At 62.0% G+C, this 14,621-nt stretch carries 17 protein-coding genes; 8 read left to right on the top strand and 9 right to left on the bottom strand.

Annotation, left to right across the window (positions count from 1 at the left end):
* Nucleotides 1–9: 9 nt before the first annotated feature.
* Nucleotides 10–1,404, top strand: a complete 1,395-nt coding sequence (gene sthA, locus ACZ9GA_RS18370) for a Si-specific NAD(P)(+) transhydrogenase (RefSeq protein ID WP_457361345.1) — start codon at nucleotides 10–12, stop codon at nucleotides 1,402–1,404.
* Between the two features lie 42 nt (nucleotides 1,405–1,446).
* On the opposite strand, the gene ACZ9GA_RS18365 is transcribed toward sthA, so the two are convergent.
* Together ACZ9GA_RS18365 and ACZ9GA_RS18360 are read right to left on the bottom strand one after the other, a co-directional pair.
* Nucleotides 1,447–2,169 (bottom strand): glycerophosphodiester phosphodiesterase, encoded by a 723-nt coding sequence (locus tag ACZ9GA_RS18365; RefSeq protein ID WP_457361346.1) that lies wholly within the window; start codon nucleotides 2,167–2,169, stop codon nucleotides 1,447–1,449.
* Nucleotides 2,170–2,214: 45 nt separating this feature from the next.
* Nucleotides 2,215–2,802 (bottom strand): PilZ domain-containing protein, encoded by a 588-nt coding sequence (locus ACZ9GA_RS18360; protein ID WP_457361347.1) that lies wholly within the window; start codon nucleotides 2,800–2,802, stop codon nucleotides 2,215–2,217.
* A 94-nt stretch (nucleotides 2,803–2,896) separates the two neighbouring features.
* Here ACZ9GA_RS18360 and ACZ9GA_RS18355 point away from each other — a divergent pair, with 94 nt between their 5' ends.
* The 4 genes from ACZ9GA_RS18355 (at nucleotide 2,897) to queF (ending at nucleotide 7,145) form a co-directional block, all read left to right on the top strand.
* A complete protein-coding gene (locus ACZ9GA_RS18355) occupies nucleotides 2,897–4,147 on the top strand; it encodes a lipoprotein-releasing ABC transporter permease subunit (protein WP_457361348.1) in 1,251 nt (416 codons plus the stop codon).
* 7 nt (nucleotides 4,148–4,154) lie between these two features.
* The gene (gene lolD, locus ACZ9GA_RS18350) at nucleotides 4,155–4,838 is read left to right on the top strand and encodes a lipoprotein-releasing ABC transporter ATP-binding protein LolD (protein ID WP_457361349.1); all 684 of its coding nucleotides are present in this window, start codon (nucleotides 4,155–4,157) and stop codon (nucleotides 4,836–4,838) included.
* Nucleotides 4,839–4,905: 67 nt separating this feature from the next.
* Entirely contained in the window at nucleotides 4,906–6,150 is a 1,245-nt protein-coding gene (locus tag ACZ9GA_RS18345) for a lipoprotein-releasing ABC transporter permease subunit (protein WP_455925799.1), read from the top strand.
* A 164-nt stretch (nucleotides 6,151–6,314) separates the two neighbouring features.
* A complete protein-coding gene (gene queF, locus ACZ9GA_RS18340) occupies nucleotides 6,315–7,145 on the top strand; it encodes an NADPH-dependent 7-cyano-7-deazaguanine reductase QueF (RefSeq protein ID WP_457361350.1) in 831 nt (276 codons plus the stop codon).
* Between the two features lie 120 nt (nucleotides 7,146–7,265).
* On the opposite strand, the gene ACZ9GA_RS18335 is transcribed toward queF, so the two are convergent.
* Entirely contained in the window at nucleotides 7,266–7,529 is a 264-nt protein-coding gene (locus tag ACZ9GA_RS18335; protein WP_457361351.1) for a DUF4404 family protein, read from the bottom strand.
* Nucleotides 7,530–7,652: 123 nt separating this feature from the next.
* Entirely contained in the window at nucleotides 7,653–8,240 is a 588-nt protein-coding gene (locus tag ACZ9GA_RS18330; protein WP_457361352.1) for a phosphonoacetaldehyde phosphonohydrolase-related protein, read from the bottom strand.
* Between the two features lie 192 nt (nucleotides 8,241–8,432).
* Here ACZ9GA_RS18330 and ACZ9GA_RS18325 point away from each other — a divergent pair, with 192 nt between their 5' ends.
* Nucleotides 8,433–9,134: an MlaA family lipoprotein gene (locus ACZ9GA_RS18325; protein ID WP_457361353.1), complete on the top strand. Its 702-nt coding sequence runs from the start codon at nucleotides 8,433–8,435 to the stop codon at nucleotides 9,132–9,134.
* Between the two features lie 54 nt (nucleotides 9,135–9,188).
* Here ACZ9GA_RS18325 and ACZ9GA_RS18320 read toward each other — a convergent pair whose 3' ends face one another.
* Nucleotides 9,189–9,488, bottom strand: a complete 300-nt coding sequence (locus tag ACZ9GA_RS18320) for a PilZ domain-containing protein (protein WP_457361354.1) — start codon at nucleotides 9,486–9,488, stop codon at nucleotides 9,189–9,191.
* A 267-nt stretch (nucleotides 9,489–9,755) separates the two neighbouring features.
* On the opposite strand from ACZ9GA_RS18320, the gene rssB reads away from it, so the two are divergent.
* Entirely contained in the window at nucleotides 9,756–10,940 is a 1,185-nt protein-coding gene (gene rssB / locus ACZ9GA_RS18315; protein ID WP_457361355.1) for a two-component system response regulator RssB, read from the top strand.
* Entirely contained in the window at nucleotides 10,937–11,419 is a 483-nt protein-coding gene (gene rssC, locus ACZ9GA_RS18310) for an anti-sigma factor antagonist RssC (protein WP_027978403.1), read from the top strand. The genes rssB and rssC overlap by 4 nt, the downstream gene beginning before the upstream one ends.
* Nucleotides 11,420–11,568: 149 nt before the next feature.
* On the opposite strand, the gene tal is transcribed toward rssC, so the two are convergent.
* The 4 genes from tal to ACZ9GA_RS18290 all read right to left on the bottom strand — a co-directional run bounded on the left by tal (nucleotide 11,569) and on the right by ACZ9GA_RS18290 (nucleotide 14,514).
* Nucleotides 11,569–12,495, bottom strand: coding sequence for a transaldolase (tal, locus tag ACZ9GA_RS18305; RefSeq protein ID WP_457361356.1), 927 nt, complete (start codon nucleotides 12,493–12,495; stop codon nucleotides 11,569–11,571).
* Nucleotides 12,496–12,710: 215 nt separating this feature from the next.
* Entirely contained in the window at nucleotides 12,711–13,691 is a 981-nt protein-coding gene (dusA, locus tag ACZ9GA_RS18300; protein WP_457361357.1) for a tRNA dihydrouridine(20/20a) synthase DusA, read from the bottom strand.
* A 306-nt stretch (nucleotides 13,692–13,997) separates the two neighbouring features.
* A complete protein-coding gene (locus ACZ9GA_RS18295) occupies nucleotides 13,998–14,282 on the bottom strand; it encodes a type II toxin-antitoxin system RelE/ParE family toxin (protein WP_457361358.1) in 285 nt (94 codons plus the stop codon).
* On the bottom strand, nucleotides 14,272–14,514 hold the full coding sequence (locus ACZ9GA_RS18290; protein WP_457361359.1) for a CopG family transcriptional regulator: 243 nt from the start codon (nucleotides 14,512–14,514) through the stop codon (nucleotides 14,272–14,274). Before ACZ9GA_RS18290 ends, ACZ9GA_RS18295 begins: the two co-directional genes overlap by 11 nt.
* Nucleotides 14,515–14,621 lie beyond the last annotated feature (107 nt).

The following is a 14,621-nucleotide window of genomic DNA, read 5'->3' as shown; positions in this document are numbered from 1 at the left end:
GGAGTACGCATGGCTGTCTACAACTATGATGTAGTGGTGCTGGGTTCCGGGCCCGCAGGTGAAGGTGCTGCGATGAACGCCGCCAAGGCGGGGCGCAAGGTGGCGATGGTCGACAGCCGCCGCCAGGTCGGCGGCAACTGCACCCACCTGGGCACCATCCCGTCCAAGGCCCTGCGTCACTCGGTCAAGCAGATCATCCAGTTCAACACCAACCCCATGTTCCGGGCCATTGGCGAGCCGCGCTGGTTCTCGTTCCCGGACGTGCTGAAAAGCGCCGAGCAGGTCATCGCCAAGCAGGTGGCCTCGCGCACCAGTTATTACGCGCGCAATCGCGTCGATGTGTTCTTCGGCACTGGCAGCTTCTCGGACGAGCAGACCATTGAAGTGATCTGCGCCAACGGCGCGCAGGAAAAGCTGGTGGCCAAGAACGTCATCATTGCCACGGGTTCGCGCCCTTATCGCCCCGCCGACATCGATTTCAACCACGCGCGTATCTACGATAGCGACACTATCCTCAGCCTCACCCACACCCCGCGCAAGCTGATTATCTACGGCGCCGGCGTCATCGGTTGCGAATATGCGTCCATCTTCAGTGGCCTTGGCGTGCTGGTGGAACTGGTCGACAACCGCGAGCAGCTGTTGAGTTTCCTGGACGCGGAAATTTCCCAGGGGCTGAGCTATCACTTCAGCAACAACAACGTGATGGTGCGTCACACCGAGGAGTACGAGCGCGTCGAAGGTCTGGAAAACGGCGTAATCCTGCACCTCAAGTCGGGCAAGAAGATCAAGGCCGACGCCTTGCTGTGGTGTAACGGTCGTACCGGCAACACCGATCGCCTGGGGCTGGAGAACATCGGTATCAAGGTCAACGGGCGTGGCCAGATCACGGTCGACGAAGCCTACCGTACCAGCGTGCCGCACATTTACGGCGCCGGTGACGTCATCGGCTGGCCAAGCCTGGCCAGCGCCGCTCATGACCAAGGGCGCTCGGCGGCCGGCAGCGTGGTGGACAACGGTAGCTGGCGTCACGTCAACGACGTGCCCACCGGCATTTACACCATCCCGGAGATCAGCTCCATCGGCAAGAATGAGCATGAGCTGACCCAGGCCAAGGTGCCTTATGAAGTGGGTAAAGCCTTCTTCAAGGGCATGGCGCGGGCGCAGATCTCCGGCGAGCCGGTGGGCATGCTGAAGATCCTGTTCCACCGTGAAACCCTGGAGATCCTGGGTGTGCACTGCTTCGGTGACCAGGCTTCGGAAATTGTCCACATCGGCCAGGCCATCATGAACCAGCCCGGTGAGCTCAATACCCTGAAGTACTTCGTCAACACCACCTTCAACTACCCGACCATGGCCGAAGCCTATCGGGTAGCGGCCTATGACGGCCTGAACCGGCTTTTTTGAGCGGCTCCGGCCGGTGGCCTGAGCCGGCCGGGGAGACCGATTTCAGCGATTCCCAAGCGTGGCAGTGGCCAAACCGGGAAAGTCTGTAATCAGGCTGTCAACGCCGAAGTCGGCGAGCCGGCGCATCAGTGCCGGTTCGTTGACCGTCCACACCGACACGTGCAACCCCTGGCGCTGGGCCTTGATCAGGCGCTCGGGGGTGCACAGCGTCCAGTTCAGCGCCAACAGATTGCACGCATAGTTCTGCGCCACCTTCAACGGGTCGAGCCAGGCGTATTCGGCCACCAGGCCACGGGCAATGTCCGGGGTCAGTTCGGCGGCGGCGCGCAGCACTTCCCGGGAGCTTGAGGTGATGGTCACCTTGTCCAGCACCCCGTATTCCTGAGCCAGTTCGCGAATTGCCAGCACCGTGGTGGCGGCGCGGGTGCGCGAGGCGCTTTTGACTTCCAGCTGCCAGTGCTCGAAATCGCAGGCCTTGAACAGCTCTTCCAGGCGCGGGATGGGGCAGGGCTGCACCCAGCCCGGGCCGCCTTTGCGGGCGTCATAGGTCACCAGGTCAGCCGCCTGATGCTCCACCACCTTGCCGCGACGGTCGGTGGTGCGCTTGAGGGTCGGGTCGTGGATGACCATCAGTTGGCCGTCCTTGGACAGGTGCAGGTCCAGTTCGCAACGGCGTACGCCGTGCTTGAGGCATTCCTGGAAACTGGTCAGGGTGTTTTCCGGTGCTTCGCCTTTGGCGCCGCGGTGGCCGTAAATAAGGGTCACGTCTGTTCCTTCAAAAAAATGCTGAAGTCGGAGGAGGGCTGGTACTCAGGCAACCGGCGGATCGTTTTGTTCACGCTCCTTGCGGCGTTCGGCGGCCTGTTTCTGCAGGATGTAGCGGGCCAGCAGTTGGCGCTGGGCGTCGGTGATGTCGTGGAAGTCCATGCCCAGGTCGAACTGGCCGTCGGCCTTGGCGTCGCAATGGGTGACCTTGGCGCGCAGCAGCAGGCCCAGAGCCTGGGGCATCAGCGCCATCTTCACCGCCACGCGGGTGCCGGGGGCGATGGCCTCGGGGTGCAGGAATTCGATGCCGCCCTCGGACAAAATCACCGGGCGTGGCTCGCCCAGGTGCCCCAGAATGGTCTGCGCCACCACCTGGCTCAGCAGGTCGATGCGCTTGTTCTGCGCCTTCAGGAAGTTGCCCATGGTGCGGTCGCTGTCGCTGAGCTGACGCAGCAGGTGCTGGGACTCGAATTCGCTGAGGTGCAATTCGCTGAGCAGATTGAACAGCGGCGACGCATCTTGCAACAAGTCGGTGCCCGCAGCGTCGGCGGCCGACAGCGGGGTAATTTCAAGTGCGATCCGATCGTCGATACGGTAGTATTCGCGGCGATCTTCTTCATCTAATGTCGACATGGCGAACCCATGGTAGCGGCGGTGGTCTGAGTGTAAAGCTGCTCGTCAAGCCCCGCCACAAGGACGTTCCTCTTTCATTCGAACAAGCCCCGACATGTTCAGACCTCTCTTCGTTTTCATCGGCGCGCGTTACACCCGCGCCAAGCGTCGCAATCATTTTGTGTCATTCATTTCCCTGACCTCGATGATCGGACTCGCCCTTGGCGTGATCGTGATGATCGTGGTGCTCTCGGTGATGAACGGCTTCGATCATGAGATGCGAACCCGCGTGCTCGGCATGGTGCCCCACGCGACCATCGAGTCCAGCAAGCCGATCAATGATTGGCAGGCCCTTGCCGCTAAAGTAAAGCAGAATCCGGCGGTTCTGGAGGTAGCGCCCTACACCCAGATGCAGGGGCTGGTGACCAATAACGGCAAGGTGCAGAAAATGCTGCTCAACGGCGTCGACCCCGCCGAGGAGCGCAAAGTCACCATCATCGACCGATTCATCAAGCAGGGCAGCCTGGACGACCTGACGTCAGGCAGCTTCGGCATCATGCTGGGCGACAACGCGGCCAACAAGCTGGGCGTCAAGGTGGGTGACAAGGTCACCTTCGTCACCCCGGAAGTCAGCGTCACGCCAGCGGGCATGTTCCCGCGCATGAAGCGCTTCACGGTCACCGGCATTTTCCACGTGGGCGCCGGCGAGATCGACGGCTACCTGGGCCTGACCAACATCGACGACCTGGCGCGCCTGCACCGCTGGCAGCCGGATCAGGTACAGGGCGTGCGGTTGAAGTTCGCCGACCTGTTCGAAGCGCCGCGCGTGGCCTGGGAGATCAGCCAGAACCTGGGTGACCAGGACTACTACGCCCGCGACTGGACCCGCACCCACGGCAACCTGTACCAGGCCATCGGCATGGAGAAATCCATGATCGGCCTGCTGTTGCTGCTGATTGTCGCGGTGGCGGCGTTCAACATCATTTCCACCCTGGTGATGGTGGTCAACGACAAGCGCGGTGACATCGCCATCCTGCGTACCCTGGGCTCCACGCCGGGGCAGATCATGCGCATCTTCATGGTCCAGGGCACGGTCATTGGCGTCATCGGCACCCTGGTGGGCGCCATCCTGGGCATGCTCGCGGCGTTGAACGTCAGCGCGGCCATCGCCTTGCTGGAAAAAATCATCGGGCACAAGTTCCTCAACCCCGACGTGTACTTCATCGATTACCTGCCGTCGCAGCTGATGGCCAATGACGTGTTCATGGTCTGCGGCGCGGCCCTGGTGCTGAGTTTCCTCGCCACCCTTTACCCGGCCTGGCGTGCGGCGCGCACCCAGCCTGCGGAGGCGTTACGTTATGAGTGAGTTGGGCATGAACGAGAAAGCAGTGTTGAGTTGCCGCAACCTGGGCAAATCCTACGAGGAAGGCCCGGAGTCGGTGGTGGTGTTGTCCAACCTGCAGCTGGAGCTGTACGCCGGCGAGCGCGTGGCCATTGTCGGCCAGTCGGGCTCGGGCAAAAGCACCCTGCTGAACATGCTCGGCGGTCTGGACACGCCCAGCAGCGGTAGCGTGTGGCTGGCCGGCGAGCAACTGTCGGCGCTCAACGAAAAGGCCCGTGGCCTGCTGCGCAACCGCGCGCTGGGCTTCGTTTACCAGTTCCACCACCTGCTGCCCGAGTTCACCGCGCTGGAGAACGTGTGCATGCCGCTGCTGATCGGCAAGACGCCGATCCCGGACGCCAAGCAGCGCGCCAGCGCCTTGCTGGAGCGCGTGGGCCTGGGCCATCGCCTGTCGCACAAGCCGGCCGAGCTGTCGGGTGGCGAGCGCCAGCGCGTGGCCATTGCCCGCGCCCTCGTCAACAAGCCGGGCCTGGTGATGCTCGACGAGCCCACCGGCAACCTTGACCAGCACACCGCCCAAGGTATCAAAGACCTGATGCTGGAGCTGAGCACCTCGTTGCGTACCGCGTTCCTGGTGGTGACCCACGATCTTACTCTGGCGCGCCAGATGGACCGCGTGCTGCGTCTGGAAGAGGGCCGTCTGGTCCCGATCTGATCGCCGCGGTTTTGCGCCCGGCATGGCCGGGCGCTGGCTTCAACCCTTTTTCCAGGTGCCTTGACGTATGTTCAGACCCTTATCCATCTTCATCGGTGCGCGCTACACCCGGGCCAAGCGCCGCAATCATTTCATCTCGTTCATCTCCATGACCTCGATGATCGGCCTGGCCCTCGGCGTGCTGGCGATGATCGTGGTGCTGTCGGTGATGAACGGTTTCCAGAAGGAAATGAGTTCGCGCATCCTCGGCATGGTGCCCCACGCCACCATCCTCGGCGCCAAGCCGCTGGACGACTGGCAGCCGGTAGCCGCCGCCGCCCTGAAAAACCCGGAAGTGCTGGCCGCGGTGCCGTTCACCGACATGGACGGCATGCTCTCGTACAAGGGCTACATGCAGCCGATCCAGGTCAGCGGCGTGGACCCGGCCCAGGAAGGCAAGGTCTCGATCGTTGCCGACCACATCACCCAGGGTTCGCTGCAGGACTTGAAACCGGGCGAGTTCGGCGTGGTCATCGGCGACATCACCGCGCGTCGTTTCCGCTTGAACGTGGGCGACAAGATCACCCTGATCGTGCCGGAACTCAGCGACGAGCCGGGCGGCATCACCCCGCGCCTGCAACGCCTCAACGTGGTCGGCGTGTTCAAGGTAGGCGCCGAGCTGGATGGCTCCATGGCCCTGATCCACATGGCCGATGCTGCGCAAATCCAGCACTGGCAGCCCAACCAGGTGCAAAGCGTGCGCCTCAAGCTCAAAGACCTGTACATGGCGCCCCAGGTGTCCAAGGCCATCGCCGCCAGCCTGGGCGACGGCTACAAGGCCGATGACTGGACGCACACCCAGGGCAGCCTGTTCAGCGCCATGAAAATGGAAAAGACCATGATCGGCCTGTTGCTGCTGATGATCGTCGCCGTGGCCGCCTTCAATATCATCGCCACGCTGATCATGGTGGTGAACGACAAGGGCGCCGACATCGCGATTCTGCGCACCATCGGCGCCACACCGCGGCAGATCATGGGCATCTTCATGGTCCAGGGCACGGTGATCGGCGTGGTCGGCACCTTGATCGGCGGCGTGCTGGGCGTCATCGCGGCCATCAACGTCAGCGCCATGGTGGGCTGGATCGAGCGGGTGACCGGGCAACACATCTTTACCTCGGATGTGTACTTCATCAGCAACCTGCCGTCGGACCTGCAGGCGGGCGACGTGATCATGATCTGCAGCGCAGGCTTGATCCTCAGCTTCCTGGCCACCGTGTACCCGGCCTGGCGCGCCGCGCAAATCGAACCGGCCTACGCCCTGCGTTACGAGTAACCTGTAGCCGCTGCCGTAGGCTGCGCTGGCTGGCGTGAACCCTGTGGATCTCCAGTGAGGCACAGGGCCAGCGCAGCCTGGCGGCAGCGGCTACACCATCAAACGCGCAAATCGCGGCGCAAATAGTTAAACTGCACGGGTTTACTCACGTCCAGGTTTCCAACATGCATCCCGCAGCCGAACATTCGCCGTTGGGCAAGTCCAGCGAATACATCTCCACCTACACGCCATCGTTGCTGTTCCCCATCCCTCGCGCCGCCAAATGGGCCGAGCTGGGTCTGACGGCCGACACCCTGCCGTATCAGGGCGTCGACTTCTGGAACTGCTTCGAACTGTCGTGGCTGCTGCCGTCCGGCAAGCCCGTGGTGGCCATCGGTGAATTCAGCATCCCGGCTGACTCGCCGAACATCATCGAGTCGAAGTCGTTCAAGCTGTACCTCAACTCCCTGAACCAGACCCCGTTCGACAGCGTCGAGGCTCTTGAAGCCTGCCTGGTCAAGGACCTGTCCGCTGCCGCCGGCAAGCCGGTAGGCGTGCGTGTGCGGCGTCTGGCCGATGTCGAAGCCGAAGGTGTGGTGGCCTTGCCGGGCGTGTGCATCGACGATCTGGACGTGAGCATTTCCAGCTACGAGCACCCGCAACCCGAGCTGCTGCGCTGCGACCCGTCGCGCGTGGTGGAGGAGAGCCTGCACAGCCACCTGCTCAAATCCAACTGCCCGGTCACCAGCCAGCCTGACTGGGGCAGCGTGGCGGTGCACTACCGTGGCCCGGCCTTGGACCATGCGAGCTTCTTGGCGTACCTAGTGAGCTTCCGTCAGCATTCGGACTTCCACGAGCAGTGCGTGGAACGCATCTTCATGGACTTGAAGCGCCTGCTGGATCCGCAGGAATTAACGGTGTATGCGCGCTATGTGCGCCGCGGCGGGCTGGACATCAACCCGTACCGCAGTACGTCGGCTGTTACCCTGGCAAATGGACGCCTGGTGCGTCAGTAATTTGTCCGCATAGGTTGATTGTGGGAGCGGGCTCTGCCCGCGAAAAGAACGCCGCGCGGTTTCTGCAAAATCGCAGCGTCACCTTCGCGGGCAGAGCCCGCTCCCACGATGGAACCTTGATCAGATACCCATGCCGCCCAGGGTCTGGACGATGTTGCGCAGCGTCCCCGCCAACCCCGGATGCTCCACTTCGAAGCGCTCCACGGCCAGGTTCACGCCATCGGCGAGGTTGGGGTTTTTGGTGGCGTTTTTCAGTTCCAGCTCGGCCTCGATCTGGGCCATCAGGTCGTGCAGGTTGGCACGCTCCTCTTCGTTAAGCGGCGGGTTCTGCTCCAATTGCTCGCGCAATGTGTTCAATTGATCTTGCAGTTCGCGGGCAGGCATGGCGATCTCCCTTCAATGATAGGCACAGCCATTGACCGCAGCGGGTTGCCAAAGGTCCATGGCCTGACCTTTAGATTAATCCACCGTCGCGTTCCCTGCATGATCCTGATCAATCAGCCTGTATCAGGGTTTTTCACCCTTGAAGCGGCGCAGGGCAATGTCGGCCAGGCAGTCGTCCAGCGCTTCCAGGTGGTCGATCACCGAGTGCACCCCCAGGGAAAACAGCTTGAGCGTGGCCTTGCCGCGCCGCAGGTCGCGCTCGCGTGGGTCCAGTTCCAGCCATTCCTGCGCAGACAGCCCGCACAGGGGGCCGCAGGACGCCAGGCCAATGGTCCACAAGCCGGCATTGAGCCCCGACTGCAATAGGCGCGGGTCACCGCTTACCAGCACACAGCCGTCCAGCCGCGACACCTTCAGCCGCATCAGCGCCTGCCAGCAGGCGTCCGGTGCCGGCCAGGGTTTGCCCTCGGTGGCCCCCGCCGCCTGGACCCAGCGGGGCAGGGGGGCAGCCAGGGGCAGGGCCAGGTCATCGTGCAGTTCATCGAGCCAGGCGCAGGGCACGCCCTGATGGTGCAGGCGCTTGAGGGCTTGCAGGGCGCCCGGGGTGGGGCCGGCGTCGGCCTGGGTGCGTGCGCCAAAGTCCACCAGGCAGCCGCTCAGGCCAAACAGCATGGCGGTGAAGGTGGGCACGCAAGGTGCGGTGTCAGGCATGTCAGCTTCCCTGTATGGACCGTCGAAGGCTACGCAGGCTGCGTGACAGTTGTATGAACCACCCGTGACCGTGCAGGTCTGTCTGTAACAACTTGAAGACTAATATGCCGAATGCGGCATGAAAGCTTTATACTGGGTCACTTTTGTCACGGTGCCCTCGGGCTGCCGAATCGAATCCAAGGAGTAACATCTATGCGCTTGATCGGTACGGGTGTGATCGATCGTCTGGCCAAGGCCTGCCTGATCGCCGGCGTCGTCATGGCCCCGGTTGTGGCTCAGGCCGCCGATGAAGACCCATGGGAAGGGGTCAACCGCGTCATTTTCCGCTTCAATGACACGCTGGACACCTACGCGCTCAAGCCGGTCGCCAAGGGCTACCAGTGGGTGACGCCGCAGTTCATGCAGGACGGCGTGCACAACTTCTTCAACAACATCGGTGACGTCGGCAACCTGGCTAACGACGTGCTGCAGGCCAAGCCACACGACGCCGGTGTCGACACCGCGCGCCTGCTGCTCAACACCACCCTGGGCGTGGCCGGCCTGGTCGACGTGGGCACCCGCATGGGCCTGCAACGCAACGACCAGGACTTCGGCATCACCCTGGGCAAGTGGGGCGTGCCAAGCGGCCCGTACGTGATGCTGCCGCTGCTGGGCCCCAGCACCGTGCGTGACGGCATCGCCAAGTACCCGGACAGCTTCACCCAGCCGTACCGCTACATGGACGACATGTCGCTGCGCAACAGTCTGTTCGCCCTGGGCATCGTCGACACCCGTGCCCAGCTGTTGCAGGCCGAGAAGATGATCAACGGCGACAAGTACATCTTCATCCGCAATGCCTACCTGCAGACGCGCGAGTACAAGATCAAGGACGGTCACGTCGTCGACGATTTCTGATCACGACGCTGTACAAAAAAGGCGACCCCGCGGGGTCGCCTTTTTCATTTGATCTCAATTCATCTGCAATATCGTCAACCCCAGCGTCTGCAACCCTGCGCCCAGTTCTTCCACCCGCACCACCTCGACTTGCGCATCCAGATCGCGCAACGCCGCATGCTCGGAGGGCAGGTGCACGCCCACAATGTCGCCCACCCGCAAACTGCTGCGCGCCTCGATCTGCATACCGGTGCTGGACAGGTCACGGCACACGCCCAGGATGCGCTGGCCGTCGACCTTGATGAATACCTTGGCATTGACCGTCATGCGGATGAAATCGCGTTTTTCGGCAAAGTCGCGATCAATCTGGCTCATGGAGCATCCTTCCATTGGGTTGCTTGCAAATGGGTTTTTATAACCCTCGGTGATTTGCGCTGTAAAGAGATCAAGCGACCATCGGCACACGCTTGAAACACCCGGCGGATGGGAGTACCGTCTGCGCCTTAGAGGGCACCTCTGGGTAACCGTAGCAGGCAAATGCCTGGCGCAAGTTGCCAAGAGAGGCTAGAAGTGAATCCAGTAAGCGAGCTCAGGCCCGGCCGAGTACCTTACGCCAACCAATTTCTGGCGCCGTTTGCCCACATGCAGAAAACCAGTGCCACGCTGCTGATAATCGATGATGACGACGTAGTGCGCGCGAGCCTCGCCGCCTACCTGGAAGACAGTGGTTTCAGCGTCCTGCAGGCCTGCAATGGCTTGCAGGGACTTGAAGTGTTCGAGCAGCAAAAGCCTGATCTCGTGATCTGCGACCTGCGCATGCCGCAGGTTGGCGGCCTTGAGCTGATTCGCCAGGTTACCGAACGTGCCCCCGACATGCCGGTGATCGTGCTGTCGGGTGCCGGCGTCATGAACGACGCCGTCGAGGCCTTGCGCCTGGGCGCCGCCGATTACCTGATCAAGCCGCTCGAAGACCTTGCCGTGCTTGAACACTCGGTCCGCCGGGCGCTTGACCGTGCCTGGCTGCTGCAGGAAAACCAGCGCTACCGCGAAAAGCTGGAAAGCGCCAACCGCGAACTGGAAGCCAGCCTGCACCTGTTGCAGGAGGACCAGAATGCTGGCCGCCAGGTGCAGATGAACATGCTGCCCGAGAGCCCCTGGGTGATCGACGGCTTCACCTTCGAGCACCAGATAATCCCCTCTTTGTACCTTTCAGGTGATTTCGTCGACTGCTTCCGCGTCGATGAGCGTAGAGTGGCATTCTATCTGGCTGACGTTTCCGGGCATGGCGCGTCCTCAGCCTTCGTGACCGTGCTGTTGAAATTCATGACCACGCGCCTGATGTTCGAATTCAAGCGCAATGGCACCCTGCCGGAGTTCAAGCCGTCGGAAGTGCTGGGCCACATCAACCGCGGACTCATCAACTGCAAGCTGGGCAAGCATGTGACCATGGTGGGTGGGGTGATCGACGAAGACACGGGGCTGCTGACCTACAGCATCGGCGGGCATTTGCCATTGCCGGTGTTCTTCAGCCAGGGCCAGGTGCGTTACCTGGAAGGCCGCGGCCTGCCGGTGGGCCTGTTCAACGAAGCCACCTACACTGACCACGTACTTGAGTTGCCGGACAGTTTCAGCCTGACCCTGTTCTCTGATGGCATTCTGGACCTTTTGCCCGGCGAAACACTCAAAGATAAAGAGGCTGCCTTGCCGGAAATCGTCAAGGCAGCCGGCGGCGGCCTGGATGGCCTGCGGCAGAAGTTTGGATTGGCCACGCTTGGGGAGATGCCGGATGATATCGCCCTGATGGTGCTAAGCAGGAACCTAGAATGAGTACTGGTAGAATCCAGTTCGCCGAGCAAGACGGCACTTTTGTGCTGAAATTCGTTGGTGAAGTGCGCCTGACCCTGTGTTCGGCGCTGGATGCGACTATTGAGAAGATTTTCACTGCCCTGAACTTCTCGGCGATCGTCATCGATCTGACCGAGACGCGCAGCATCGACAGCACGACCCTGGGCCTGCTGGCCAAGCTGTCGATCCTGTCGCGGCAGAAAGTCGGACTGTTGCCCACCGTGGTCACCACCCACGCGGACATCACGCGCTTGCTGCAATCGATGGGCTTTGACCAGGTGTTCAACATCGTCGACCGCCCCATCCCGTGCCCCGAGTGCCTGACGGACCTGCCTTCCCAGGACCAGTCCGAAGACATCGTACGCACCAAGGTGCTGGAAGCGCACAAGATCCTCATGGGCCTGAACGACTCCAACCGCGAAGCCTTCCACGACCTGGTCAGCGCGCTGGAGCGCAGCTAACCCCCGTAGCCGCTGCCGCCAGGCTGCGCTGGCCCTGTGTCTTGCTGGAGATCTTCAGGGTTCACGCCGGCCAGCGCAGCCTGGCGGCAGCGGCTACAAAAAAGGGCGACTCCCACCGGAGTCGCCCTTTTTCATTGCCTAGGCGCGAATCAGATCTTCGCCTTCAGCAACGCCTCCAGCTTTTCCTGGTCGCGCGCAAACTGACGGATACCTTCAGCCAGTTTCTCGGTGGCCATGGCGTCCTCGTTGGACTCCCAGCGGAACTGCGCCTCGGTCAGCGAGTGCTTCGGCTCGCCGCCATTGCCCGGCTTGAGTTTGTGCGCCAGGGTGCCGGTGTCATCTGACAGCTTCTGCAGCAGCTCAGGGCTGATGGTCAGGCGATCGCAACCGGCCAGCTCTTCGATCTGGCTGATGTTGCGGAAGCTGGCGCCCATCACCACGGTGTTGTAACCGTTGGCCTTGTAGTAGTTGTAGATGCGCGTTACCGATTGCACGCCCGGATCTTCGGCACCGGTGTATTCCTGGCCGGTGGACTTCTTGTACCAGTCGTAGATACGGCCCACGAACGGCGAAATCAGGAACACGCCAGCGTCGGCGCAGGCCGCAGCCTGGGCGAAGGAGAACAGCAGGGTCAGGTTGGTCTGGATGCCTTCCTTCTCCAGCTTCTCGGCGGCGCGGATGCCTTCCCAGGTGGAGGCCAGCTTGATCAGTACGCGTTCACGGCCAACGCCGGCCTTGTCGTACAGATCGATCAACTGGTGGGCCTTGCCCAGCAGGGCCGGCTCGTCGAACGACAGGCGCGCATCCACTTCAGTGGAAATACGGCCCGGAATCACTTTCAGAATACCGCTGCCCACCGACACCGCGAAGCGGTCGCATGCCAGGCCAATATCGCCCTTCACGTCGCGTACGGCGTCGTTGAGCAGGTCGGCATAACCGGGCATGGACGCGGCCTTGAGCAGCAGCGACGGGTTGGTGGTAGCGTCCACCGGCTTGAGGCGGGTAATCGCATCGATGTCACCGGTGTCGGCGACCACAGTGGTGAATTGCTTGAGTTGTTCCAGCTTGGAAGTCATGAGCGTGCTCTGTCCTGTGCGATTGAGTGACATTACCCGACCGCCGCCAAGCGCTCAAGCGCCGCGGCCATCGGGTGGAAGAAGACTGGCATTAGAGCCCCGAAAGCCCCCAACGGTTCCCTGTAGCCGCTGCCGCAGGCTGCGCTGGCCTGCGTGAACCCTGGGGGGCTTCAGTGGGGCATAGGGCCAGCGCAGCCTGCGGCAGCGGCTACAGATCAGCGGCCTTCCAGCAACTGCCCGGCTTGATCCAGCAACCCCAGCGGGTCCTTGCTCTTGTGAATATCCACCGACAGCAACTGCCGAAACTTGCGCGCCCCCGGGAACCCCTGGCCCAGCCCCAGAATATGCCGGGTAATGTGATGCATCGCCCCACCTTCCTCGATATGCCGGGCAATGTACGGCCGCAACCGCGCCAGCGCCTCGGCGCGGGAAATCACCGGTGCCGTGCTGCCGAACAGCTCCTGATCCACCGTCGCCAGCAGGTAAGGGTTGTGATACGCCTCGCGGCCGAGCATCACCCCATCAAATGTGCCCAGGTGCGCCTGGCACTCGGCCATGGTCTTGATACCGCCGTTGAGCACAATCTCCAAATCCGGGAAATCAGCCTTCAACTGCGCCGCTACGTCATAGCGCAACGGCGGAATATCGCGGTTTTCCTTGGGCGACAAGCCCTCCAGGATCGCAATGCGCGCATGCACGGTAAAACTGCGGCAGCCGGCGTCACGCACCTGACCGACGAAGTCACACAGCTCTGCGTAACTGTCGCGGCCATTAATGCCGATGCGATGCTTCACCGTCACCGGAATCGACACCGCATCGCGCATCGCCTTCACGCAATCAGCCACCAGCGCCGGGTGGCCCATCAGGCAGGCGCCGATCATGTTGTTCTGCACACGGTCGCTGGGGCAGCCGACGTTCAGGTTCACCTCGTCGTAGCCCACCTCCTGGGCCATGCGCGAACAGGCCGCCAGGTCAGCCGGCGTGCTGCCGCCCAACTGCAAGGCCAGGGGGTGCTCGGTGTCGTCGTGGCGCAGGAAACGCGCGGCGTCGCCGTTGAGCAGGGCGCCGGTGGTGACCATTTCGGTGTAGAGCAGGGCGTTGGTGGAGAGCAGGCGCAGGAAGAAGCGGCAGTGGCGGTCTGTCCAATCCATCATGGGGGCAACGCTGAAGCGGCGGGAGGGTTCAGCGGCGGTCATTGCGGGCGTTACAGCGGAAGTGGTCGACATATTGCTCGGGCGTTTTGGGCTGGGTGGCGGCAGGGGCTGCGGCCAGGGGCCCATGCGAATGGGCGGATCAGGTCCGCATTCTACCAGAACCGCTACCTCACAGATGTGGGACTGTTGCCGAGGCGATTATGCCTGAACGACGTTGTCGGCTACCCGCCGGGTTACGCCGCCCAATCGTCATCGCGTCGGGCCTAGGCCTTGGCGGCTTGATTTTAATCGATGAGCTTGCACGGAGGTCTCATCAACGCGCTTGCCAGCGAGCTCATGGATAACCTGTCACCACTTGGAGCGTGGCCGCTGCCTGGTGTGAAACACCCCCAGGATTTGCAGGCAATCCCCGCGAACTCGGTACGGAATCAGATAAGACCAATTCGGCACCGCCCACTCTCGGGTATTTTTGACTCGCCCTTCACGCCCCATTGCAGGAAATTGTGCAAGGTTATCAACACTCTCAAAGATTGCCCCGGAAAAATCATCTGCAGCCTTCGGATTTTCCAGCGCGATATAGTTAGCTTCGTCTTCCAGATTTTTGAGGGCTTTTTCCAGCCACTCAACCCGCATTCCGGCCCCAGCGCCGTGCACGCATTGCCGCGACTTGCTCTTCGCTGGCGAATTTGCCTTCGTCGGCTTCTTTCACCGCTTGTTCGATTTGCACGGTCAGCGTCTTTTCATGCTCGATGTAATCACGAAGAACGTCCATAGCCAGATAGCTGGCGCTCTGGCCATTGGTCCTGGCGAGGTCGGCGAGGGAGTTGGAAAGGTCTTCCGGAAGGTTTAGCGATATACCGGTCATGGCAACCTCGGTGTTGGGCGGTGAAGGGGTATGTTACACCGTCAAACCTCATAGGGAACCGGCAGGTTGTCGCGAGGTGTATCTGGATCTTCTCAAAGCGCAAGCCA

The sequence above is a fragment of the Pseudomonas sp. TE3644 genome, assembly GCF_056278815.1.
The sequence above is the reverse complement of the archived record's forward strand: the minus strand, read 5'-3'. Positions and strand labels throughout refer to the sequence as shown.